Source organism: Geodermatophilus sp. SYSU D00525 (genome assembly GCF_054050475.1).
Map to the genome: position 1 here is coordinate 192,328 of NZ_JBJGZK010000004.1, position 22,670 is coordinate 214,997.

Below are 22,670 nucleotides of genomic sequence, written 5' to 3' on the forward strand. Positions count from 1 at the left end.
CGGAAACGAACCCGGCCGAGCGTGGCACCCGTCACACCCATCAGCAAGCGCGGCCGGACGGTGGGAGGCGTCCGGCGAGGTCGGGACGGCGAGTCGCGGCGGGGCGGGTCAGCGAGGCGGGGCGGGGCGGGGCGGGGCGGGTCAGCGGAGCGCGGTGCTGTCGCGCACGACGAGCCGGGTGGCCAACTCGACCTTCGGTCCCTCGAGCCGCTCGCCGTTGACCAGCCGCAGCACCGTGCGGGCGGCCAGCTCCCCCATCTGCCCGAGGGGCTGGTGCACGGTGGTCAGCGGCGGTGAGGACCACGCGGCCTGCGGCAGGTCGTCGAAGCCGACGACGCTCACGTCGTCGGGGACCCGCAGCCCCCGCCGGCGCACCGCCTCGTAGACGCCGAGCGCCATCTGGTCGCTGGCGGCGAAGACCGCGGTGGGCGGGTCGGCCAGCTCGAGCAGCTGCGCGGCGGCCCGGGCGCCCGAGGCGTAGTCGAACTCGCCGGGGACGACCAGCTGCGGGTCCGCGGCCAGACCCGCGTCGTCCAGCGCGGCCCGGTACCCGTCCAGCCGCGCGCGGGTGCACCACAGCCCCGGGCGGCCCGCGACGTGGGCGATCCGCCGGTGGCCGAGGGCGGTGAGGTGCTCGGTGGCGGCGACCCCGCCGGCCCAGTTGGTCGCACCGATCGTGGGGACGTCGAGGTCGGGCAGCCCGGCCGGGTCGACGACGACCGCCGGCAGGTGCAGCCCGCGCAGCTCGGTGTGCAGGTCCGGGTCGAGCGCGGTGGTGACCAGGATGACGCCGTCGCTGGCCCGCGCCCGGACGTTGTCCAGCCACTGCCGGGCCGAGCTGCGCCGCCGGTGCACGGCGGAGACGACGGTGCCCACCCCGGCGGCGTGCGCGACCTGCTCGACGCCGCGGATGACCTCCAGCGCCCACGGGCTGTCGAGGTCGTCGAAGACCAGGTCGACCAGCCCCGCCCGCTCCTCCCGGTGCGGGCCGCGGCGCTGGTAGCCGTGCTCGCGCAGCAGCCGCTCCACCCGCTCCCGGGTGTGCGGCGCGACGTCGGACCGGTGGTTGAGCACCCGGGAGACGGTGGGCACGGACACGCCGGCCTTCGCGGCGATCTCGGAGATCGTCACGGCATGGCGCTGGGTGTCCGTCACGTCCCCTCCTCCGGGCCGACGATCAGCCTACGGCCGTGGAGCGGCCAACACGGGCGCTCCCGTTCCGCCCACCCCCCTTGCGGATGACCGGTTGAGTTCCGGTAACTTCCGGAAGTGACGCGGGCCACAGGGCCGTGCCCGCGCACCGGACGTCCTTGGAGGGACACCGTGAAGCGAGTTCTCCGACTGGCCGCCGCCACGTGCGCCGCCTCTGCCCTGCTGTCCACCGGCGCCCAGGCCTGGGCCGCGCCGACGGGCGGGGGCACCGCGGCCGCACCCGGTTACGACAAGCAGGACAGCCTGCGCCGCCTCGCGCCGCAGGACCTCGTGATCGGCAGCGCCGTCGCCGGTGGCGGCCACCACGAGACGATGGACTACCCCCCGCCGTTCCCGGACGACGCGGAGTACACCGAGATCCTGGGCGAGGAGTTCAGCTCGCTGTCGCCCGAGAACCAGATGAAGTGGGAGTTCATCCACCCCGAGCGCGACCGCTGGAACTTCGGGCCGGCCGACGAGATCGTCGCCTTCGCCCGCCAGAACAACCAGGTCGTGCGCGGCCACACGCTGCTGTGGCACAGCCAGAACCCGGCCTGGCTGGAGCAGGGCGACTTCTCGGCCGAGGAGTTGCGCGAGATCCTGCGCGAGCACATCCAGACGGTGGTCGGCCGCTACAAGGGCCAGATCCAGCAGTGGGACGTCGCGAACGAGATCTTCGACGGGGCCGGGAACCTCCGGACCGAGGAGAACATCTGGATCCGCGAGCTCGGCCCGGGGATCATCGCCGACGCCTTCCGCTGGGCACACGAGGCCGACCCGCACGCCAAGCTGTTCTTCAACGACTACGGCGTGGAGAGCGTCAACGCCAAGAGCAACGCCTACCACGCGCTGATCCAGCAGCTGCAGGCCCAGGGCGTGCCCGTCGACGGCTTCTCCGCACAGGCGCACCTGAGCATCCAGTACGGGTTCCCGGGCGACCTGCAGCGGAACCTGCAGCGCTTCGACGACCTGGGCCTGGAGACCGCCATCACCGAGCTCGACGTCCGCATGGTGCTGCCGCCCGGCGGCGAGCCCACCGCCGGGCAGCTGGAGCAGCAGGCCGACTACTACGGCCGGACCCTGGAGGCGTGCCTCGCCGTCGAGGACTGCAACTCCTTCACCCTCTGGGGCTTCACCGACAAGTACTCCTGGGTGCCGGTGTTCTTCCCCGCCGAGGGCGAGGCGACCGTGATGGACGAGGAGTACGCGCCCAAGCCGGCCTACGAGCGCCTGCAGGAGCTGCTGGCCGAGGCCCGGCCCGGCCGGCAGGTCACCGAGCGCTGACCGTCCCGCCCCCTCGCGCCGCCCGGCACCGGTCCCGTCCGGTGCCGGGCGGTCGCGCGTCCGGGGCTAGCGTGCGGAGCATGGAGCACACCGGGGTGCAGACCACCCGCGCCGGCGACGTCGAGCTGGCCTACGAGACCTTCGGCTCGGCCGGGGACCCGCCGCTGCTGCTGGTCATGGGACTGGCCACGCAGATGATCGGCTGGCCCGACGAGTTCTGCCGGATGCTGGCCGAGCGCGGCCTGTACGTCGTCCGGTTCGACAACCGGGACATCGGCCTGTCCACCCACCTCGACGACGCCGGGGCGCCCGACGTCCTCGCCGTCATGGGCGGCGACCACTCGAAGGTGCCCTACCGCCTCGCCGACATGGCCGACGACACCGCCGCCCTCCTCGACGCGCTGGGCATCGACAGCGCCCACGTCGTCGGCGCCTCGATGGGCGGGATGATCGCCCAGTCGCTGGCCGTCCGGCACCCGGAGAGGGTCCGCAGCCTCACCTCGATCATGTCGACGACGGGCGACCCCGCCGTCGGCGCGCCCGCCGAGGCCGCCATCGGCGTCCTGCTCGCCCCGCCGGCCACCGACCGGGAGAGCGCCGTGCAGCGTGCGGTCGACACCTACCGGGTCATCGGCTCCCCCGGCTTCGAGTTCGACGAGCACGGGCTGCGGGAGCGGGCCGGGCTGTCGTTCGACCGCGCCCACAACCCGGCCGGCGTCGCCCGCCAGCTCGCCGCGATCCTGGCCAGCCCCGACCGCACCGCCGACCTCGCACGGGTCGCCGTCCCCACCCTCGTCGTCCACGGCGAGCACGACGCGCTGGTCAACGTGTCCGGCGGCCGGGCGACGGCGGCCGCGATCCCCGGCGCCGAGCTGCTCGTCGTCGACGGGATGGGCCACGACCTGCCGCGCGAGGTGTGGCCGCAGCTGGTCGACCGGATCACCGAGCTCGCCGCGCGCGCGGACGGCCGCTGAGTGCGACCGGGGCCCCGCCGCACGGGGCGGGGCCCCGGGACCCGGTCAGCTGGTGAGCATGCCGCCTTCCACCGGGATCGTCGTCCCGGTGACGTAGCCGCCGGCGTCGCTGACCAGGAAGACCAGGGCGGCCGCGAGCTCCATCGGGTCGCCGGCGCGGCCGGCCAGCACCCGGCCCATCTGCTGGTCGAGGTAGCCCTCGGGGTACTGGTCGGTCATCTCCGAGGCGAAGAAGCCCGGTGCCAGCGCGTTGACCCGGATGCCCTTGCGGCCGGTCCACTGCTGGGCGAGGTCGCGGGTCAGCCCGATGAGGCCGGCCTTGCTCGCCGCGTAGGCGGCCTGCGGCAGCCCGGCGGTGGTCAGGCCCAGGATGCTGGAGATGTTCACGATGGAGCTGCCCGGCTTCATCACCCGCCCGCAGGCCTGGGCCATCCAGTAGCAGCCGTTGAGGTTGACGTCGATGACCGACCGGAACTCCTCGGGCTTCTCCCGGGTGGCCGGGACCGCGGTGCCGATGCCGGCGTTGTTGACCAGGACGTCGACCCGGCCGAACTCGGCCATCGTGGCGTCGACCAGCGCCTGGCAGTCCTCCACCTCGGCGACGTCGGTGCGCACGGTGATCGCCCGCCGGCCCTCGGCCTCGACGGCCTCCTTCGTGGCGGCCATCCGGTCCTCGCGGCGGGCGCCCAGCGCCACGTCCGCCCCGGCCTGGGCCAGCGCCCGGGCGAACACCACGCCCAGCCCCGACGACGCCCCCGTGATGATCGCCACCTTCCCGTCGAGCCGGAACATGTCCAGGATCGTCCTGTCCGCCACCGTGGTCTCCTCTCCCGCGCCGCACCGTCCCCAGGACCGTAACGGCGCTGTGCGGTAGATCACCGCGCGGGCGGGTAGGAGGCCCGGCGGGTAGCCGGTCCCGCTGAGGAGGAACTCGATGTCGTCACCGACACCGCCGGGGCCCCCGCTGTGGCGGCAGGCGTACGACGCCGCCGAGAAGCGGGTGACCCCGCACGCGGAGAACCTGGTGCGCACGCCGTACTTCGCCGTCGGGGTGGGCCTGCTGCGCCGCGCGCAGACGCTGGCGAAGGACACCGCCCGCGGCGTCTCCGCGCGCGCCTGGCACCTGGTCAACCTGCCCGCCGGCACCGATCTCGCCCGGCTGCGCGCCCAGGTCGGCGCGCTTGACCGCGAGGTCCGGCGACTGACCGTGCAGCTGGACAACGAGCGCCGCCGTCCCCGGACGGCGGACGTCCCGCCCCCCTCGACCTCGGAGGAAGCCGATGCCGACGGTGCCCAGTCCCCAGGCGGTCCTCGACCGCGTCCGCCGCGACGTGGAGCGCAACGCCCTCCGCGCGCGTAACGGCATCAAGCTCGTCGCCGGCGTCGACCGGCCCGGCGTGGGGCTGACGCCCAAGGACGTCGTCTGGGAGCGCGGCCGCACCCAGCTGTGGCACTACCGCAGCGACAAGGTCCGGTACTCGCCGCCGCTGCTGATCGTGTTCAGCCTGATCAGCCGCAGCTACATCCTCGACCTCACGCCGGGGAACTCCTTCGTCGAGCAGCTGCTCGACGCGGGGTTCGACGTCTACATGGTCGACTGGGGCGAGCCCGACGCGCGGGACGCGCAGAACCGGCTCGAGGACTACGTCGACGACTACATCCCCGCCGCCGTCGAACGGGTGCGCGAGCTGTCCGGCGCCGACGAGGTCAACCTGTTCGGCTACTGCTTCGGCGGCAACCTGACCCTGCTCTACGCCGCCCACCACCCGGACGCCCCGGTCCGCAGCCTCACCGTGCTGGCCACCCCGGTCGACTTCACGCAGATGGGGCCGATGGCGGACGTCTTCCGCGGCGGCCTCGACGTCGACGACGTGGTCGACGAGGACGGCAACGTGCCGCCGCGGGTCGTCGTCCAGGGGTTCCGCACCCTCACCCCCACCTCCGAGGTCACCCGGTACGTGACGCTGTGGGAGCGCCTCTGGAACGACGAGTACGTGGCGGCCTACCAGGCGATGACCGGCTGGTCCGACGACCACATCCCGTTCCCCGGCGCGGCCGCCCGCGAGACGGTGCAGATGCTGGTGCGTGACAACGGGATGGTCACCGACCGGCTGACCGTCGCCGGGGACCCGGTGCACCTGTCCGACATCCGGCTGCCGTTCCTCACCGTGCGCGCCGACCGCGACCACATCGTCCCGCCGGACGCGACCGCGCCGCTGATCGACCTGGTCGGCTCGGAGGACAAGCACGAGCTGCGGCTCAACGCGGGGCACATGGGCCTGGTCGTCGGCCGGACGGCGGCGAAGACCACGGTGCCGGAGATCATCGGCTTCCTGAGGAAGCGCAGCGACGAGGTCGGGGAGGACTGAGCGTGGACGTCGTCGAGCTCGGGTCGGCGCACTGCGACGCGCTGCTGCGCTTCTTCGGGAGCCTGCCCGAGGGCGACCTGACCTTCATCGAGGAGGAGGTCACCGACCCCGACGTCGTCCGGTCCTGGGCGTCGGGCAGCGCGGGCGGGCGGCGGTTCGTGGCGCTGGACGGGGACGAGGTCGCCGGGTACGTCGCGGTGCGCCCGCTGCCCGGCTGGTCCTCGCACGTCGGGGAGGTGCGGCTGGTCGTCTCCCCCACCCGGCGCGGCGAGGGCCTGGGCCGGCAGCTCGCCCGGCAGGCGCTGGTGACGGCGGTCGGGGACGGGCTGGCGAAGCTGGTCGTGGAGGTCGTCGCCGAGCAGGGCGCGGCGCTGGCGCTGTTCACCGACCTGGGCTTCACCGGGGAGGCGCTGCTGCGCGACCACGTCCGGGACCGCGAGGGGAACCTGCGCGACCTCATGGTGCTGGCCCACCACGTCGACGACACCTGGTCGGGCATGGCCACCGTCGGCCTGGACGAGGCGCTGGGCCAGGACCTCAGCTGACGGTCGGCGCGCAGCACCTGCCGCTGTTCCGGCCTCCCTGCAGGGCCCCGCTGCGAGCGTGCGAGCAGTGGGGGGCAGGGAGGTCCTTCATCCCGTGACCCGGCCGCCGTCGACGGTGAGCCGCCGGGTGGTGGCCACCGCCTCGAGCATCCGGCGGTCGTGGGTGACCAGCAGCAGCGTGCCCGGGTAGGCGGCCAGCGCCGACTCCAGCTGCTCGATCGCCGGCAGGTCGAGGTGGTTGGTCGGCTCGTCGAGCACGAGCACGTTCACCCCGCGGGCCTGCAGCAGCGCCAGCGCCGCGCGGGTCCGCTCCCCCGGCGAGAGGGTGGCCGCCGGGCGCAGGACGTGCTCGGCGGTGAGGCCGAACTTGGCCAGCAGGGTGCGCACCTCGGCGGTCGGCCAGTCGGGCACCTCGGCGGCGAAGGCGTCGAGCAGCCGCCGGTCGCCGGTGAACAGCCCGCGGGCCTGGTCGACCTCGCCGAGCCGCACCGCCGGGCCCATCGAGGCCGCGCCGGAGTCCAGCGGCACCCGGCCCAGCAGCGCGCCGAGCAGCGTCGTCTTGCCGGCGCCGTTGGGCCCGGTGATCGCCACCCGGTCGCCCCAGTCGACCTGCAGGCTCACCGGGCCGAGGGTGAAGCCCCCGCGGCGCACCACGGCGTCGCGCAGCGTGGCGACGACGGCCCCGGCGCGCGGGGCGGCGGCGATGGTCATCCGCAGCTCCCACTCCTTGCGGGGCTCCTCGACCACCTCCAGCCGCTCGATCCGCCGCTCGGTCTGCTTCGCCTTGGCGCCCTGCTTCTCCGCCGTCGACCGGTTGTGCGCCTTGATGAACTTGTCGGGGTCCTTCTGCTTCTTGACCGCGTCGCGCACGCCCTTGGCCAGCCAGTTGCGCTGCATCCGCGCCCGGGCCTCCAGCTCGGCCTTCGTCTCGGCGTACTCCTCGTACTCCTCGCGCGCGTGCCGGCGGGCCACCTCGCGCTCGACCAGGTAGCTGTCGTAGCCGCCGTCGTGCACCCGCACCAGCTGCTGGGCGAGGTCGAGCTCGACGACGCGGGTGACGGTGCGGGCGAGGAACTCGCGGTCGTGGCTGACGACGACGATGCCGCTGCGGGTGCCGGCGACGAAGGCCTCCAGCTGGTCGAGCCCGGCCAGGTCGAGGTCGTTGGTCGGCTCGTCGAGCAGCAGCACGTCGTAGCGGGACAGCAGCAGCGCGGCCAGCCCGACCCGCGCCGCCTGGCCCCCGGACAGCGCCGGCATCGCGGCGTCCGGGTCGACACCGGGGGCGACCTCGGCGAGGACCTGCTCGAGCCGCTCGTCGAGGTCGGCGCCGCCCAGGGCCAGCCAGCGCTCCAGCGCCTCGGCGTAGGCGTCGTCGGCGCCGGGGCGGCCCTCGGCGAGGTCGGCGGTGGCGGCGTCGAGCGCGGCCTGCGCGGCGGCGACGCCGGTGCGGCGGGCCAGCGCGGCGGCGACGGTCTCGCCCTCGCGGCGGTCGCGCTCCTGCGGCAGGTGCCCGACGGTGGCCGTCGGCGGGCTCAGCGTGACCGAGCCGGAGCCGGCCGGCAGCTCACCGGCCAGCGTGCGCAGCAGCGTGGACTTGCCGGCGCCGTTGACGCCGACCAGGCCCACGACGTCACCGGGCGCGACGACGAGGTCGAGGCCGGAGAAGAGGACGCGGGCGCCGTGGCCGGCGGCCAGGCCGCGCGCGAGGAGGGTGGCGCTCATGGAGGTGCTCCCGGGAGGACGGATCGGTCGGGTCGACGTCGTTCCGGGGGTCACAGCACGCACCCACCGTAGCGCGCGGGCCGGTCAGGCGTCGCGCGCGTTCCCGTCGCCCGGCCCGTCGCCGTGGTCCTCGCCGTGGTCCTCGTCGTGGTCCTCGTCGTGGTCCTCGTCGAGGTCCTCATCGGGGTCCTCGCCGGCGTCCTCGTCGGGGTCCTCGCCGAGGACGTCGTCGGCCATGTCGTCGAGCATGTCCTCGAGCGCGTTGTCCTCCTCCCCCTCCGGCCGGCGGCGGACCAGCCACGGCTGGAGGTGGTCGTAGCCGCGCACCGACACCCGGCGCAGCGGCCGCACCCGGTACCGCGGCTGCCCGCGCAGGCGGCGGGCGAGCTCGCGGTCGACCAGCATCGTCCCGGCGTGTGCCACCGAGGTCAGCCGGCTGGCCAGGTTGACCACCGGCGAGTAGACGTCGCCGAGCCGGGTGAGCACCGTGCCGTAGGCGGCGCCGACCCGCAGCGGCGGCCGGTCGGGGGCGTCCCAGGCCTCGGGCAGGGTCAGCCCGATCTCGACCGCGTCCACGGCGGAGACCGCGGTGTAGAGGACGCCGTCGCCGACGGTCTTGACCACCCGGCCGTGCGAGCGGGCGATGACCTCGGTCGCGGTCGCCTCGAACGCCTCGACCATCGCGCCGAGCTCGCGGCCGGCCATGCCGCGGGAGCGGGTGGTGTAGCCGACCAGGTCGGCGAAGCCGACGGCGAGCTCGCGGCGGTCGCCGGGCTCGCCGGTGGCCAGCACCCGGTCGATGTTGGCCGCGAGGTGCCGGCGCCACACGTAGTCCTGCGTGCGGGCGAGCAGGGGCAGCAGCACCTCGGCCGCGGCGACCGGGTCGACGGCCTCGGGACCGAGCTCGCGGGCCTGCCGGGTGAGGACGTCGGCGAGCAGGTCGGTCTGCCAGTCCGCCAGCCGCGACAGCGCCTGGCCGGTGGCCCGGGCGATGGAGGCCTCGGTGTCGGGGTCGACGAAGCCGGAGTCGATGAGCGCCGACAGGGTGGCCAGCGCACCCACGTCGGCGAGGGTGAAGGCCGGGTCGTCGTCGGCGACGTCCGGGAAGCCCAGCGCGCGCCACAGCCGCTGGGTGCGCTCGGGCGGCATGCCCGCCGCCGCGGCCACCTGCAGCCGGGTCAGCCGGCGCGGGCCGCCGAGCAGCAGCCGCTCCAGCGCCTCCCGGACGGCGTCGCGGTCCGGGCCGGGTCCGGGGTCCACGTCCGCCCCCGGGTCAGCCCGTCGTGTGGACGACGAGCACGTCGCAGGCCGAGCGGCGCGTGGCGTCGGCCGGGACCGAGCCCAGCAGCCGGCCCCGGATGCCGTTGAGCCCGCGGTTGCCGACCACCAGCAGGTCGGCGTCCTCGCGCCGGACGACGTCGAGCAGCGCCTCCACCGGGGACCCGAGGACGGCGACCGTGCGGACGTCGCCGGCGCCCGCCTCCGACGCCACCTCGCCGGCCTGCCGGACGGTCTCCTCGGCGGGGTTCGAGCCCACCACCTGGTAGGCCTCCTCCCCCAGCACGTCCCGGGCCCGGGACAGCTCCCGGTCGTCCTCCTCGGTGGGCAGGTAGGCGCAGGCCACGACGAGGGTCGCCCCGCAGGCGCCGGCGAGGGCACCGGCCCGCGCGACCGCGCGCAGCGAGGACTCCGAGCCGTCGGTCCCGACCACGACCGTCCGATAGGCGCTCACGGCGCGCACTGTAGTGATCGCGCCGCGCCGCTGTGCCGCCGGTCACGGGCCGGGCACCCGATCGGGCCGGCGGGAAACGGCTGGTGGACGGCGGGTTGCCGGAGCACGACGGGACGGCGCGCCGTCCCCCCGCGACCTCGGCAGCGTCCCCGGCGTGGGCCAGGATGGCGACCGCACGGGGACCGACGGCTGAGGAGGACCATGACCAGCGCGACTCCCGGACGCGCGGGACCGGTGCGGGTCGAGGTGTCCGGTCTGAGCAAGACCTTCGGCACGGTGCGGGCCGTCTCCGACCTGGGCTTCACCGTGGAGCCGGGCTCGGTGACCGGCTTCCTCGGCCCCAACGGCGCGGGCAAGACGACGACGCTGCGGATGGTGCTCGGGCTGGTCACGCCCGACGCCGGCACCGCGACCTTCGACGGCGTGCCCTACGCGGCCCTGCGGGAGCCGGTGCGCACCGTCGGTGCCGTCCTGGAGACCGCGTTCCACCCCGCCCGCTCCGGCCGCGACCACCTGCGCGTGTACTGCCGCGCCGCCGGTCTGCCCGTCTCCCGCGCCGACGAGGTGCTCGAGCGGGTCGGGCTGACCGCCGCCGGGCGCCGCCGCGCCGGCGGCTACTCCCTCGGCATGCGGCAGCGGCTGGCACTGGCCACCGCCCTGCTCGGCGACCCGCCGGTGCTCGTGCTCGACGAGCCGGCCAACGGCCTGGACCCCGAGGGCATCCTCTGGCTGCGCGGGTTCCTGCGGCACCTCGCCCACGACGAGGGGCGCACGATCCTCGTCTCCAGCCACCTGCTCGCCGAGGTCGAGCAGACCGCCGACCGCGTGGTCATCGTCGGCGCCGGCCGGCTGGTGCGGCAGGGCTCGATCGCCGAGCTGCGCGCCGGGGCGTCCGGGGGCGGCGTGCTGGCCCGCAGCCCCGAGGCCGACCGGCTGGCCGCCGTCCTCACCGAGGCGGGCGTCGTCGCCACCCGCGGCGAGGACGGCCTGGTCACCGTGCGCGGGACGACGCCGGCCGACGTCGGCGCCCGCGCCTTCGCCGCCGGGGTGGAGCTGCACGAGCTGCGCGCCGAGACCACCGGCCTCGAGGACCTGTACTTCCGGCTCACCGCCGGCCAGGAGCAGTTCGCCGCCGACCCGGCCGCCGTGACCGCCGAGGGAGCCGCCCGATGACCGCGTTGGTGCGCGCCGAGTGGACCAAGCTGTTCACCACGCGCGTGTGGATCGGCCTGCTGGCCGGCGCCTGCCTCATGGCCGGCGGCTTCGCCGCGCTGTTCACCGGCCTGGCCGGCGTCGAGCAGGACGGCCAGCCGGGGCTGCCCGCGGTGGGGACGCCGGAGTACGAGGAGGTCGTCTTCTCCGTCGCGGCCAACGCCAGCGTGTTCTTCCTGATCCTCGGCATCATCGGGATGACCGCCGAGTACCGGCACCGCACCGCGACGCCGACCTTCCTCACCACCCCGCGCCGCGGGCGGGTGGTCGCCGGCAAGCTGCTCGCCTTCGCCGCCGCGGCGGTCCCGTTCGCGCTGCTCGTGCTGGCCGTCGTCACCGTCGTCGTCCTGGTCTACGCCGGTGCCCGCGGAGCGGCGCCGGCGCTGGACGCGGACAACCTGCGGACGCTGGGCGCGGCCGGGCTGGTGCTCGTCGTCTTCGCGGTCATCGGCGTCGGCGTCGGCGCGCTGCTGCGCAACCAGGTCGGCGCGATCGTCGGCGCGCTGGTCTACCTGTACGTGGCCGAGCCGATCATCTCCTCGATCGGCGCGATCCAGGGCGCGTACAAGTGGCTGCCCGGCGGCGCGGTGCAGGCGGTCACCTCCGACTTCCAGGCCCCGGACCTCCTGGAGCCGTGGCAGGGCGGCCTGCTGCTGCTCGGATACGGTCTGCTGGCGGCGCTGCTCGGCACCTTCCTGGCCGTCCGCCGCGACGTCGGCTAGCCCGCGCCGGCCTCCCCGCACCCGCACCGAGAGGTCCCCCTCGCATGACCACCCGCATGACCCTGCAGCGCCTGGGCCGGCTCGTGGCCGACGGCGACGCCGAGGCCGTCCGCAGCGCCGTCACCGAGGCGCCGCGGCTGCTCACCGGCACGGTCGAGCGCGCCGGCGACGGCGGCTGGACGCCGCTGCACCTGGCCGTCGCGCAGGGCCGGGAGGACGTCGTGCGCGTGCTGGTCGACGCCGGCGCCGACCTGGGGGCGCGCACCGAGTCCGGCCGCACGCCGCTGCACGTCGCCGTCGAGCACGCCCCGCAGCTGGTCCCCGTGCTCACCGGGCTCGGCGCCGCCGTCGACGCCGCGGCCGCGGCCTACCTCGACGACTCCGGCCGGCTCGCCGCCGAGCTCGACGCCGGCGCGCCCCTGACCGACGTCGCCGGCGGCTGGGACCTGCTCACGCTCGCCGCCGCCGGCGGCGCCCCGGGCACGCTGCGCCTGCTGCTCGACCGCGGTGCCGACCCCGACGGCGGCGCGCTGGCCGCCGCGGCCGCCGTCGGCCGGGCGGACCTGGTCCGCGTCCTGCTCGACGCCGGCGCTACCGTCGGCCGCCGGGACCCCGACACCGGCCGCACCGCGCTGCACGAGGCCGTCGAGGCCGGCCGGGGCGACGACGCGCCCGAGGTCGTGCGGCTGCTGCTGGCCGCCGGGGCGGACGTCAACGCCACCACCAGCGACGGCGCCAGCGCGCTCGACATCAGCCGCATCGCGGCGGCCCGCCACCGGCGCGACGCAGGTCAGGCGGGCGCCCGGGACGCGCTCGTCGACCTGCTCGTCGCCTCCGGCGCCGCCGACTGACCGGCCCCCGACCAGCGGCTCCCGCGACGCGGACGGCCTGCTCCGGGCGGTTCCGGAGAACCGGACGGGCGTAGACTCCAACCCCGGTCCAGCGACGTCCACCGACGACGAAGAAGGCACTCGCCCCGTGTCACGCGACAACTCATCCCGGCCGTCCGCCACCTCGTCCTCCTCCGCGGTGGCGGGCTTCGGCACCAACGAGTGGCTGGTCGAGGAGATGTACCAGCAGTACCTCGCCGACCCGTCCAGCGTGGACCAGGCCTGGCACGAGTTCTTCGCCGACTACCGGCCGGGCAGCCCGGTCGCCGCCAGCGACGACCGCGAGCAGGCGCCGGCCCCCGCAGCCGGCAACGGTGCCGCCGCCCAGCCGGCGCCCGCGGCCGCCGCGCCCTCCCCCGAGCGCCCGGCCGCCGCCGACGCCGCCGCCTCGGCTCCCGCGACCGCCGCCCCCGTGGCGCCGTCCCCGGCCCCGGCGCGCTCCACCCCGGTCCCCGAGCGCACGGAGGCCACCGTGGTCGACCAGGCCGCCGACCGCGCCGACCGGACGGAGAAGGCCGCGCCGGCGAAGACCGCGCCGGCCAAGCCCGCCCCGGCCGCCGCGAAGCCCGCCCCCGCCGCCGACGGCCCGAAGCGGACGCCGCTGCGAGGCGCCGCCGCCAGCGTCGTCAAGAACATGAACGCCTCGCTCACCGTGCCGACGGCGACGAGCGTGCGCGCGGTGCCGGCCAAGCTGCTGGCCGACAACCGCATCGTCATCAACAACCACCTGAAGCGCTCGCGCGGCGGGAAGGTCTCCTTCACGCACCTGATCGGCTACGCGCTGGTCCGGGCGCTGGACGACTTCCCGAACATGAACGCGGCCTTCGCCGAGGTCGACGGCAAGCCGACCCTGGTGCAGCCCGAGCACGTCAACTTCGGCCTGGCCATCGACCTGCCCAAGGCCGACGGCTCCCGCTCGCTCGTCGTCGCCTCGATCAAGGCCGCCGAGCAGATGGACTTCGCCCAGTTCTGGGGCGCCTACGAGGACGTCATCCGCCGCGCCCGCGCCGGCAAGCTGACCCTCGAGGACTTCTCCGGGACGACGATCAGCCTGACCAACCCGGGCACGATCGGCACCGTCCACTCGGTGCCGCGGCTGACCGCCGGCCAGGGCGCGATCATCGGCGTCGGCGCGATGGAGTACCCGGCCGAGTTCCAGGGGATGAGCCCCGAGGCGCTGACCGAGCTCGGCGTCTCGAAGATCATCACGCTGACCTCGACCTACGACCACCGGATCATCCAGGGCGCCGAGTCCGGCGACTTCCTGCGCCGGCTGCACCAGCTGCTGCTCGGCGAGGACGGCTTCTACGACGAGGTCTTCCGGTCGCTGCGCCTCCCCTACGAGCCGGTGCGCTGGATGCCGGACGTGCGGGTCAGCCGCGAGGGGCAGATCGACAAGGAAGCCCGGGTCATCGAGGTCATCGAGTCCTACCGGCGCAACGGCCACCTCATGGCCGACACCGACCCGCTCGAGTTCAAGGTCCGCAGCCACCCCGACCTGGACATCCTCCAGCACGGCCTCACGCTGTGGGACCTCGACCGGCCCTTCCCCGTCGGCGGGTTCGTCGGCGAGAAGGTCATGCCGCTGCGCGACATCCTCGGCGTGCTGCGCAACTCCTACTGCCGCACCGTCGGCGTGGAGTACATGCACATCACCGACCCCGAGGAGCGCGAGTGGCTGCAGAAGCGCATCGAGCTCAAGGCCGAGCAGCCCGACCGGGAGAAGCAGAAGCACATCCTCGGCCGGCTCAACGCCGCTGAGGCGTTCGAGACCTTCCTGCAGACCAAGTACGTCGGCCAGAAGCGGTTCAGCCTCGAGGGCGGCGAGTCGGTCATCCCGATCCTCGACGAGGTCCTCATCGCGGGCACCGACCACGGCCTGGACGAGGTCGCGATCGGCATGGCCCACCGTGGCCGGCTCAACGTGCTGGCCAACGTCCTCGGCAAGAGCTACTCGAAGATCTTCGGCGAGTTCGAGGGCAACATCGACCCCGGCACGGTCCAGGGTTCGGGCGACGTGAAGTACCACCTCGGCGCCGAGGGCACCTTCGAGAACCCGTTCAAGCCGGGTGCCGAGATCGCCGTCTCGCTGGCGAGCAACCCCTCGCACCTGGAGACGGTCAACCCCGTCCTCGAGGGCATCACCCGCGCCAAGCAGGACATGATCGACAAGGGCGAGCAGGGCTTCACCGTCCTGCCGGTCCTGCTGCACGGCGACTCCGCGTTCGCCGGCCAGGGCGTCGTCCAGGAGACGCTGAACCTGTCCCAGCTGCGCGGCTACCGCACCGGCGGCACCGTGCACGTGGTCATCAACAACCAGGTCGGCTTCACCACCAGCCCGGCCGCGGCGCGCTCGAGCCTCTACTCGACCGACGTCGCGCGGATGGTCAACGCGCCGGTCTTCCACGTCAACGGCGACGACCCCGAGGCGTGCGTCCGCGTGGCCCGGCTGGCCGTCGAGTACCGGCAGGCGTTCAAGAAGGACGTCGTCATCGACCTGGTCTGCTACCGCCGCCGCGGGCACAACGAGGGCGACGACCCGTCGATGACCCAGCCGCTGATGTACGACATCATCGACCGCAAGCGCTCGGTCCGGAAGCTGTACACCGAGGCGCTGGTCGGCCGCGGCGACATCACGCTGGCCGAGGCCGAGGAGGCGCTGAAGGACTACCGCGACCAGCTGGAGCGGGCCTTCGCCGAGACCCACGACGTCACCGAGACCCCCAAGCCGCAGCCGGTCATGGACCAGCCGGCCCAGCAGGTCTCCCCCGTCGCCACCGCCATCACCCCCGAGGTGATGAAGGCGATCGGCGACGCGCACGTCTCGCTGCCGCCGGACTTCACCCCGCACCCGAAGCTCAAGCGGCTGCTCGAGCGGCGCGCGGCGATGATCAGCGAGGGCGGCATCGACTGGGCGATGGGCGAGCTGCTGGCCTTCGGGTCGCTGCTCATGCAGGGCATCCCGGTGCGGCTGGCCGGTCAGGACTCCCGCCGCGGCACGTTCGTGCAGCGCCACTCGGTGCTCATCGACCGGGAGACCGCCGCCGAGTACACGCCGCTGGCGCACCTGGCCGAGGACCAGGCGAAGTTCTTCGTCTACGACTCGCTGCTGTCCGAGTACGCCGCCCTCGGGTTCGAGTACGGCTACTCGGTGGCCAACCCCAGGGCGCTGGTCCTCTGGGAGGCCCAGTTCGGCGACTTCGTCGACGGCGCGCAGATGGTCATCGACGAGTTCATCTCCTCGGGCGAGGCCAAGTGGGGCCAGCGTTCCGGCGTGACCATGCTGCTGCCGCACGGTCTCGAGGGTCAGGGCCCGGACCACTCCAGCGGCCGCATCGAGCGGTTCCTGCAGCTGTGCGCCGAGAACAACATGACCGTCGCCAACTGCTCGACCCCGGGCAACTACTTCCACCTGCTGCGCCGGCAGGCGCTCTCCGACGTGCACCGGCCGCTGGTCGTGTTCACGCCGAAGTCGCTGCTGCGGGCCAAGGCGGCGGTCAGCCCGGTCGCGGACTTCACCGACGAGGGCTTCCGCCCGGTGCTCGGCGACCCCGGTGTCGGCGGCGAGCCGCTCGACGACGCCGCGGTGCGCCGGGTGCTGCTGTGCAGCGGCAAGGTCGCCTACGACCTGGTCGCGCAGCGGGAGAACGAGGGCCGCACGGACACCGCGATCCTGCGGGTCGAGCAGCTCTACCCGCTGCCGGCCGAGCAGATCGCCGAGGCGGTCGGCCGCTACCCGAACGCGCAGGACCTCGTCTGGGTGCAGGAGGAGCCGGCGAACATGGGCGCCTGGTCGTTCATGGCGCTCAACCTCCCCGAGCACCTCGGCGGCCGGACGCTGCGGCGGGTCAGCCGGAAGGCCTCGGCCAGCCCCGCGGTCGGCTCGGCGAAGGTCCACGAGGTGGAGCAGAAGGAGCTCGTCGCGAGCGCCTTCGCCGACTGAGCGTGTACTTCACCGACCGGGGCCTGGAGGAGCTGGCCGACCGGCGGGGCGAGGAGCAGGTGACCCTCGCCTGGCTGGCCGACCAGCTGCAGGCCTTCGTCGACCAGCACCCCGACTTCGAGGTGCCGATCGAGCGGCTGGCCACGTGGCTGGCGCGCGGCGGCACCGACGACGTCGAGGACCTCGACTAGCCCGACCACACGACGACGAGATCGGTGATCCCGCCCGCTCCGGCCACCCGGAGTGCGCGAGATCGCCGATCTCGTCGTCCGTGGAGCGCGCCTGCACCGGCCGGGCCGCGCACGACGGCACGCTGTGTCCGTGCTCGGTCACTCGCACGCCCTGTCCGGACTCGCGGCCGGCGCGGCGGCCCTGCCCTGGGCGCCCGTCGAGGGCCCCGTCGCCCAGGTCGCGTGGGTCGCCGCCGTCGGCGGGTTCGCCATGCTGCCCGACCTCGACCACACCGGCTCCACGGTCTCGGACATGTGGGGGCCGGTCACCGACGTGCCCTCCGGCGCGATCGGCCGGCTGGCCGGCGGGCACCGCTGGGGCACCCACGACGCCGTCCTGGCGCCGCTGGCCTTCGGCGCGCTCGCGCTCGCCGCGGCCAACCTGTTCTGGTCCAGCCTCGTGGTCATGGCGCTGGGGATCGGGCTGGCGCTGCGGGCGCTGCACTTCGTCATCCCCGGCCGCGCGGAGAACACCGTCGTCGGCAACCTGGTGCTCTCCTTCGGCGGCGCCTGGCTGCTGCTGGCGCACATCCCGCAGCCGACGTGGCTGCCTCTCGCGGTCGGGCTGGGCGTCCTCACGCACATCGCGGGCGACCTGATCACCAAGCAGGGCGTGCCCCTGCCGGTGCTGTGGCTGGCCAAGCGGCGGCGGCTCGCGCTCACCCCGATGCGCACCGGGACGACGCTGGAGAAGGCGGTGCTGGCCCCCCTGTTCCTCGGGGTCGCGGTCTGGTTCGTCTACGCCAACACCGGTGTCCGCGAGGCCCTGGACCCCTACCTGGCCGACCTGGTCACCCTCGGCGGCTGAGACCGCGCCGAGACCCGGGCGCGCCATGCTCGCCGCGTGACCCGCGCCGTCGTGCTGCTCACCGCCCTGGCGTGTGCCGCGTGCGCCCCGTCGGCCGGCGCCCCGGCCGCGTTCACCGACCGCGATGCGCTGCCCGCCTGCCCCGCCCAGGACCTCGGCCAGGGCGAGCCGGTCGCGGCGGACGCCCTGGCGTGCCTGGCCGCCGGCGAGGCCGAGCTGGAGGTCACCCGCCCGACCACCGAGGGCGACCCCGTGACGAGCTGGTACCGCGCCCGGCCCGGCCTCCCCGGCCTGGAGGTGTTCGTCGACGGCAGCCGCGACCGGTTCGGCACCGGTGACTGGCTGCGGCTGGACTGCCCCGCGGCGACCTCCCCCGAGGACCTCGGGGACTGCGCGGAGACCGTGCTGGGCTGAGGTCAGCCGGCCCGGGTCATCGTGGACTCGTAGCCGCCGCCGGGCCACCGCCACGCGCCCTCGTTGACCGTGCCGTCGGGGCTGAAGCGCCCCTCGTAGCGGGCCGGGGAGTCGGTGCCGCCGAACCAGATCCGGAGGACGTCGTCCTCGACCCGGTAGGTGTACTCGAGCAGCTCCCCACCGGCGCCGAAGTAGTGCGACCGCAGCTCGCCGGCGGCCTCGTCCCAGCCGATGTACTCCACCCCGCGGGTGGCGTCGTCGCCGCGCAGGTCCACGTGCTGGACCAGCCAGTTGCCGCCGTCCATCCACTCGTAGCGGACCTGGCCGCGCGGGCCGCCGGGGCCCGAGACGGTCCAGGTGCCGACGAGCCGGTCGAGGGTGCGCAGCGCCGCCGCGCGGGCCTCGGGAGCGGCCGGGGTGCTCGGGTCGGGGTCCATGGTCGCCTCCTGGGCGGGCGGGGCCCGGCGCCGTCGCGGGGCCACACCGGGGAGACCGCCCGGCGGCGCCTCCCTCATCGGTGGACCCCGCGGAGGTCTCCGGGACCGTGCCGCGCCGACGGCGGCTACGGTCCCCCGCTGTGACCGCCGTCGCACCGCGCCTGTCCCGGGGGACCCACCTCGGCTACGCCCTCGGCTCGATCGGGACGGCGGCGTTCGGCACGGTGCCCGGCCTGCTGCTGCTCCACTACCTGACCGACGAGCTGGGCGTCGCCGCCGGGCTGGCCGGGCTGGTGGTGTTCGCTCCCAAGGCCTGGGACGTGCTGCTCAACCCGTGGATCGGCAGCCGCTCGGACCGGACGACGGGCCGCTGGGGGCCGCGCCGGCCGTGGATGCTGGCCGGCGGGCTCGCCCTGCCGCCGCTGTTCGTCCTCGTGTTCACCGGGCCGGGCGCCCCGCCGGCGGCGGCCGCGGCGTGGGTGGCGGTGGCCTTCCTGCTCGCGGCGACCGCCTACGGCTGCTTCCAGGTGCCCTACGTCGCGCAGCCGGCCGAGATCACCGACGACCCCGGCGAGCGGGCCACGCTCGTGTCGTGGCGGGTGGCGGCGCTGGCGGTGGGCATCCTGCTGGCCGGCGCCGGCGCGCCGGCGGTGGTCGACGCGTTCGGCGGCGGGCGCGCCGGGCACCTGGCCATGGCGGTGTTCGTGGCGGTGCTGCTGGCCGCCGGGATGCTCGGCGCGGTGGCCGGCACGCGGCGGGCGCCCACGCTCACCCGGGTGACGAGCGAGGGCCGGCTGGGCGCGACGCTCGTCGTCGCCTGGCGGTCCCGGCCGTTCCGGGTGCTGCTCACCGGGTTCGTCGTCCAGGCGCTGGGGATCGGCGTGATGCTCGCCGGCGTGCCCTACTTCTCCGAGCACGTGCTCGGCGACGCCGCGGCCGGCTCGCTGCTGTTCGCCGCGCTGGTCGGCCCGGCGATCCTCGTCATGCCGCTGTGGCTGCGGGTGAGCCGGCGGCTGGGCAAGCGGACCGGGCTGCTGGCGTCCTCGGCGCTGTTCGCGGTGGGCACCGGGGCGCTGGCGCTGGTCGGCACCGACGGCACGGGGGCGGCCGTCGCGCTCGTGGTGCTGGTCGGCGTCGGTTACGCGGGCATGCAGATGTTCCCGCTGGCGATGCTGCCCGACGTCGTCGCCGCCGACGAGGCCGCCTCCGGGCGGCGGCGGGCCGGCGTCTTCACCGGCGTCTGGACGGCCGCCGAGACGCTCGGCCTCGCCGTGGGGCCGGGCCTGCTCGGGCTGCTGCTCGCCGCGGCCGGCTACGTCTCCTCCGCCGGCGGCGACGCCGTCCAGTCCGGCGGCGCGGTGCTCGCCGTCCGGCTGGGCTTCACCGTCGTCCCGGCGCTGCTCGTGCTGGCCAGCCTGCCGGTGCTGGCCCGCTACCGGCTCCACCCCGTCCCCGCCCGGCCCCAGGAGGTCCCCGCGTGACGCCGCAGGAGGTGCTGGCCGAGCTCACCGCGCTGCAGGCCGGCGACGTGCCCACCCACGGGGGCTCGACGATGGCCTACGTCTACGACTCCGGGCTCGCCGGCGTCGAGGACCTCGCCGCCGCCGCGCAGGCCGCGTTCCAGTGGACCAACGCGCTGGACCCGACCGCCTTCCCCAGCGTCGCCCGCATCGAGGACGACCTGGTGGGCGCGGCGGCCGACCTGCTCGGCGGCGGGCCGGCGACGGTCGGCACGGTGACCAGCGGCGGCACCGAGAGCTGCCTGCTGGCGGTGCTGGCCGCCCGCGAGCGCTGGCGGGCACGCGGCGGCACCGGGCGGGCGCGGCTGCTGCTGCCGGTCACCGCGCACGCCGCGTTCCGCAAGGCCGCGCACCTGTTCGACCTCGAGGTCGCCGACGTCGCCGTCGACCCGGACACCTGCCGGGCGCTGCCCTCGTCGGTGGCGGCCACGCTGGACGCCCGTGCCGCGCTGGTGGTGGTCAGCGCGCCGTCCTACCCGCACGGCGTCCTCGACCCGGTCGGCGAGGTGGCCGCGCTGGCCGCCGCCGCGGGCGTCCCCTGCCACGTCGACGCCTGCATCGGCGGCTGGGTGCTGCCCTTCCTCGACGACGTCCCCGAGCCCTTCGACCTGTCGGTGCCCGGCGTGACCTCGCTGTCGGTGGACCTGCACAAGTACGGCTACGCGCCCAAGGGCGTCTCCGTGCTGCTCACCGCGGAGCCGGAGCTGCGGCAGGGGCACTGGTTCAGCACCGCCGGCTGGCCTGGCTACCCGGTGGTCAACCCGACGCTGGCCGGCACCCGCCCGGCCGGGCCGATGGCCGCCGCCTGGGCCGTGCACCGGTGGCTGGGCCGGGACGGCTACGCCGAGCTGGCGCGGGCCACGCGGGCGGCCACGGTCGCCCTCGCCGAGGGCGCGGCGGCGATCCCCGGCCTGCGGGTGGTCGGGACGCCGGTCGCCACCCTGGTCGCGCTGGCGCAGGACGGCCCGGCCGGCGTCGACGTGCTCAACCTCGCCGACGAGGCCACCGCCCGCGGCTGGCTGCTGCAGCCCCAGCCGCCGTTCGCCCAGCCCGGCGGCGCCGGCCTGCCCGCCACGCTGCACCTCACCGTCACCGGCGCCACGGCCGGCCGGGTGGACGTCCTGCTCGCCGACCTCGCCGACGCCGCCCGCGCGGCCGCCGCGCTGCCCCCGCCGGTGGCCGACCCGGACCTGGTCGCGGCGGCCGCGACGATCGACCCCGCGGCGCTCACCGTGGCCGAGGTCGACGCGCTGCTGGAGGTCGCCGGCGTCGGCGGCGGCCGGCTGCCCGAGCGGATGGCGCCGGTGCACGCCCTGGTGGCCGCGCTCCCCCGCCCGGTGGCCGAGCGGCTGCTCGCCGGCGTCCTCGACCTGGTCTACCGGCCGCGCCGGGAGGCGGCGGCTACCTCGTGACGCCCTGCTCGCGGGCGCAGGCGGCCACGGCCTCGGCGACCGCGGTGGCCACCCGCCGGTCCAGCGGGCTCGGCACGACGTACCCCGGCGCGAGGTCCTCGCCGACGACGCCCGCGATCGCCTCGGCCGCCGCGAGCTTCATCTCCTCGGTGATCGCCGTGGCGCCGGCGTCGATGGCGCCGCGGAACACCCCGGGGAACGCCAGCACGTTGTTGATCTGGTTGGGCAGGTCGCTGCGCCCGGTGGCGACGACGGCCGCGTACCGCGCCGCCATCTCCGGGTCCACCTCGGGCGTCGGGTTGGCCAGCGAGAACACGATGCAGTCCGCCGCCATCGACGCGATCGCCGCCTCCGGCACCGAGCCGCCGGACAGGCCCAGGTACACGTCGGCGCCCTCGAGCGCGCCTGTCATCGTGCCCGCGTGGCCGGCCCGGTTCGTGTTCTCGGCGACCCACCGCTTGACCGGCGTCAGGTCCTCGCGCCCGGTGTGCAGCACCCCGCGGGAGTCCGCGACGGCGATGTCCCCGACGCCGGCCCCCAGCAGGATCTTCGTGCAGGCGACCCCCGCCGCCCCGGCGCCGGAGACGACCACCCGCAGGTCGCCGAGCGCGCGCCCGGTCACCCGCGCCGCGTTGCGCAGCGCCGCGAGGACGACGATCGCCGTCCCGTGCTGGTCGTCGTGCATGACCGGGACGTCCAGCCGCGCGCGCAGCCGCTCCTCGACCTCGAAGCAGCGCGGGGCGCTGATGTCCTCGAGGTTGATCCCGCCGAAGGACGGCGCGATCGCGACGACCGCCTCGACGATCTCGTCGACGTCGGTGGTCGACAGCACGATCGGCACCGACGACAGCCCGGCGAACTCGCTGAACAGGCAGGCCTTGCCCTCCATCACCGGCAGCGCCGCGGCGGGGCCGATGTCGCCCAGGCCCAGGACGGCGGTCCCGTCGGAGACGACCGCGACGACCCGCGGGGCCCAGGTGAACCGGCGGGCGAGCGCGGGCTCCGCGGCGATCGCACTGGAGACGCGCGCCACGCCCGGGGTGTAGGTGAGCGCGAGGTCCTCGCGGGACTCGATCGGCCGGGTCGGCCGGACCACCAGCTTGCCGCCCTCGTGCACGGCGAACGCCGCGTCCCCGCTGAAGCGGTCGGCACTGTCCCCGGCGGAGCCCGTCGCTGCGCTCATGGCCTCGACAGGGTAGTGCTGTGACCTCCGTCGCCGGGCCGCCGACCCCGCACCCGTGGCACCCGCCTCGTTACCGTGCGGC

Annotated in this window: 21 protein-coding genes; 14 read left to right on the forward strand and 7 right to left on the reverse strand. The window is 75.3% G+C overall.

Annotated features, from left to right (window positions below; translation table 11 throughout):
- Positions 1 to 141: 141 nt before the first annotated feature.
- A complete protein-coding gene (locus ACI796_RS05825; RefSeq protein ID WP_456940291.1) occupies positions 142 to 1,155 on the reverse strand; it encodes a LacI family DNA-binding transcriptional regulator in 1,014 nt (337 codons plus the stop codon).
- 168 nt (positions 1,156 to 1,323) lie between these two features.
- On the opposite strand from ACI796_RS05825, the gene ACI796_RS05830 reads away from it, so the two are divergent.
- Positions 1,324 to 2,475 (forward strand): endo-1,4-beta-xylanase, encoded by a 1,152-nt coding sequence (locus tag ACI796_RS05830; RefSeq protein WP_456940292.1) that lies wholly within the window; start codon positions 1,324 to 1,326, stop codon positions 2,473 to 2,475.
- A gap of 80 nt (positions 2,476 to 2,555) precedes the next feature.
- Complete coding sequence (locus ACI796_RS05835; protein ID WP_456940293.1) at positions 2,556 to 3,449, forward strand: alpha/beta fold hydrolase; 894 nt, start codon at positions 2,556 to 2,558, stop codon at positions 3,447 to 3,449.
- Between the two features lie 45 nt (positions 3,450 to 3,494).
- On the opposite strand, the gene ACI796_RS05840 is transcribed toward ACI796_RS05835, so the two are convergent.
- Entirely contained in the window at positions 3,495 to 4,265 is a 771-nt protein-coding gene (locus tag ACI796_RS05840) for an SDR family NAD(P)-dependent oxidoreductase (RefSeq protein WP_456940294.1), read from the reverse strand.
- A gap of 118 nt (positions 4,266 to 4,383) precedes the next feature.
- Here ACI796_RS05840 and ACI796_RS05845 point away from each other — a divergent pair, with 118 nt between their 5' ends.
- From ACI796_RS05845 to ACI796_RS05855, 3 genes are read left to right on the forward strand one after another with little or no spacing between them, the layout of a single operon-like run.
- Positions 4,384 to 4,809, forward strand: coding sequence for a hypothetical protein (locus tag ACI796_RS05845; protein ID WP_456940295.1), 426 nt, complete (start codon positions 4,384 to 4,386; stop codon positions 4,807 to 4,809).
- The gene (locus ACI796_RS05850; protein WP_456940296.1) at positions 4,730 to 5,818 is read left to right on the forward strand and encodes an alpha/beta fold hydrolase; all 1,089 of its coding nucleotides are present in this window, start codon (positions 4,730 to 4,732) and stop codon (positions 5,816 to 5,818) included. Before ACI796_RS05845 ends, ACI796_RS05850 begins: the two co-directional genes overlap by 80 nt.
- Before the next feature lie 2 nt (positions 5,819 to 5,820).
- Complete coding sequence (locus ACI796_RS05855; RefSeq protein ID WP_456940297.1) at positions 5,821 to 6,363, forward strand: N-acetyltransferase family protein; 543 nt, start codon at positions 5,821 to 5,823, stop codon at positions 6,361 to 6,363.
- 87 nt (positions 6,364 to 6,450) lie between these two features.
- On the opposite strand, the gene ACI796_RS05860 is transcribed toward ACI796_RS05855, so the two are convergent.
- The 3 genes from ACI796_RS05860 to ACI796_RS05870 all read right to left on the reverse strand — a co-directional run bounded on the left by ACI796_RS05860 (position 6,451) and on the right by ACI796_RS05870 (position 9,817).
- A complete protein-coding gene (locus ACI796_RS05860; protein WP_456940298.1) occupies positions 6,451 to 8,085 on the reverse strand; it encodes an ABC-F family ATP-binding cassette domain-containing protein in 1,635 nt (544 codons plus the stop codon).
- 84 nt (positions 8,086 to 8,169) lie between these two features.
- Positions 8,170 to 9,345, reverse strand: a complete 1,176-nt coding sequence (locus ACI796_RS05865) for an adenylate/guanylate cyclase domain-containing protein (RefSeq protein WP_456940299.1) — start codon at positions 9,343 to 9,345, stop codon at positions 8,170 to 8,172.
- 13 nt (positions 9,346 to 9,358) lie between these two features.
- Positions 9,359 to 9,817, reverse strand: coding sequence for a universal stress protein (locus tag ACI796_RS05870; RefSeq protein ID WP_456940300.1), 459 nt, complete (start codon positions 9,815 to 9,817; stop codon positions 9,359 to 9,361).
- Positions 9,818 to 10,018: 201 nt separating this feature from the next.
- Here ACI796_RS05870 and ACI796_RS05875 point away from each other — a divergent pair, with 201 nt between their 5' ends.
- The 7 genes from ACI796_RS05875 (at position 10,019) to ACI796_RS05905 (ending at position 18,036) form a co-directional block, all read left to right on the forward strand.
- The gene (locus ACI796_RS05875) at positions 10,019 to 10,990 is read left to right on the forward strand and encodes an ABC transporter ATP-binding protein (RefSeq protein WP_456940301.1); all 972 of its coding nucleotides are present in this window, start codon (positions 10,019 to 10,021) and stop codon (positions 10,988 to 10,990) included.
- A complete protein-coding gene (locus ACI796_RS05880) occupies positions 10,987 to 11,751 on the forward strand; it encodes an ABC transporter permease (protein WP_456940302.1) in 765 nt (254 codons plus the stop codon). The genes ACI796_RS05875 and ACI796_RS05880 overlap by 4 nt, the downstream gene beginning before the upstream one ends.
- Before the next feature lie 44 nt (positions 11,752 to 11,795).
- Positions 11,796 to 12,602 (forward strand): ankyrin repeat domain-containing protein, encoded by an 807-nt coding sequence (locus tag ACI796_RS05885; protein ID WP_456940303.1) that lies wholly within the window; start codon positions 11,796 to 11,798, stop codon positions 12,600 to 12,602.
- Between the two features lie 178 nt (positions 12,603 to 12,780).
- Positions 12,781 to 16,584, forward strand: a complete 3,804-nt coding sequence (locus ACI796_RS05890) for a multifunctional oxoglutarate decarboxylase/oxoglutarate dehydrogenase thiamine pyrophosphate-binding subunit/dihydrolipoyllysine-residue succinyltransferase subunit (protein ID WP_456940304.1) — start codon at positions 12,781 to 12,783, stop codon at positions 16,582 to 16,584.
- A gap of 2 nt (positions 16,585 to 16,586) precedes the next feature.
- Positions 16,587 to 16,775: a DUF6104 family protein gene (locus ACI796_RS05895; RefSeq protein WP_456937677.1), complete on the forward strand. Its 189-nt coding sequence runs from the start codon at positions 16,587 to 16,589 to the stop codon at positions 16,773 to 16,775.
- Between the two features lie 130 nt (positions 16,776 to 16,905).
- Complete coding sequence (locus tag ACI796_RS05900) at positions 16,906 to 17,622, forward strand: metal-dependent hydrolase (protein WP_456940305.1); 717 nt, start codon at positions 16,906 to 16,908, stop codon at positions 17,620 to 17,622.
- Between the two features lie 36 nt (positions 17,623 to 17,658).
- Positions 17,659 to 18,036, forward strand: coding sequence for a hypothetical protein (locus ACI796_RS05905; RefSeq protein WP_456940306.1), 378 nt, complete (start codon positions 17,659 to 17,661; stop codon positions 18,034 to 18,036).
- 2 nt (positions 18,037 to 18,038) lie between these two features.
- On the opposite strand, the gene ACI796_RS05910 is transcribed toward ACI796_RS05905, so the two are convergent.
- On the reverse strand, positions 18,039 to 18,473 hold the full coding sequence (locus tag ACI796_RS05910; protein WP_456940307.1) for a hypothetical protein: 435 nt from the start codon (positions 18,471 to 18,473) through the stop codon (positions 18,039 to 18,041).
- A 140-nt stretch (positions 18,474 to 18,613) separates the two neighbouring features.
- Between ACI796_RS05910 and ACI796_RS05915 the strand changes: the two genes are divergently transcribed.
- Positions 18,614 to 19,954, forward strand: coding sequence for an MFS transporter (locus ACI796_RS05915; RefSeq protein ID WP_456940308.1), 1,341 nt, complete (start codon positions 18,614 to 18,616; stop codon positions 19,952 to 19,954).
- Positions 19,951 to 21,405, forward strand: a complete 1,455-nt coding sequence (locus ACI796_RS05920; RefSeq protein ID WP_456940309.1) for a pyridoxal phosphate-dependent decarboxylase family protein — start codon at positions 19,951 to 19,953, stop codon at positions 21,403 to 21,405. The genes ACI796_RS05915 and ACI796_RS05920 overlap by 4 nt, the downstream gene beginning before the upstream one ends.
- Here the strand turns inward: ACI796_RS05920 and ACI796_RS05925 are convergent.
- Positions 21,395 to 22,588 carry an NAD(P)-dependent malic enzyme gene (locus ACI796_RS05925; protein WP_456940310.1) on the reverse strand — a complete coding sequence of 398 codons (1,194 nt, stop codon included), beginning with the start codon at positions 22,586 to 22,588 and terminating at the stop codon, positions 21,395 to 21,397. The two genes, ACI796_RS05920 and ACI796_RS05925, sit on opposite strands and share 11 nt — an antisense overlap.
- Between the last annotated feature and the right edge of the window lie 82 nt (positions 22,589 to 22,670).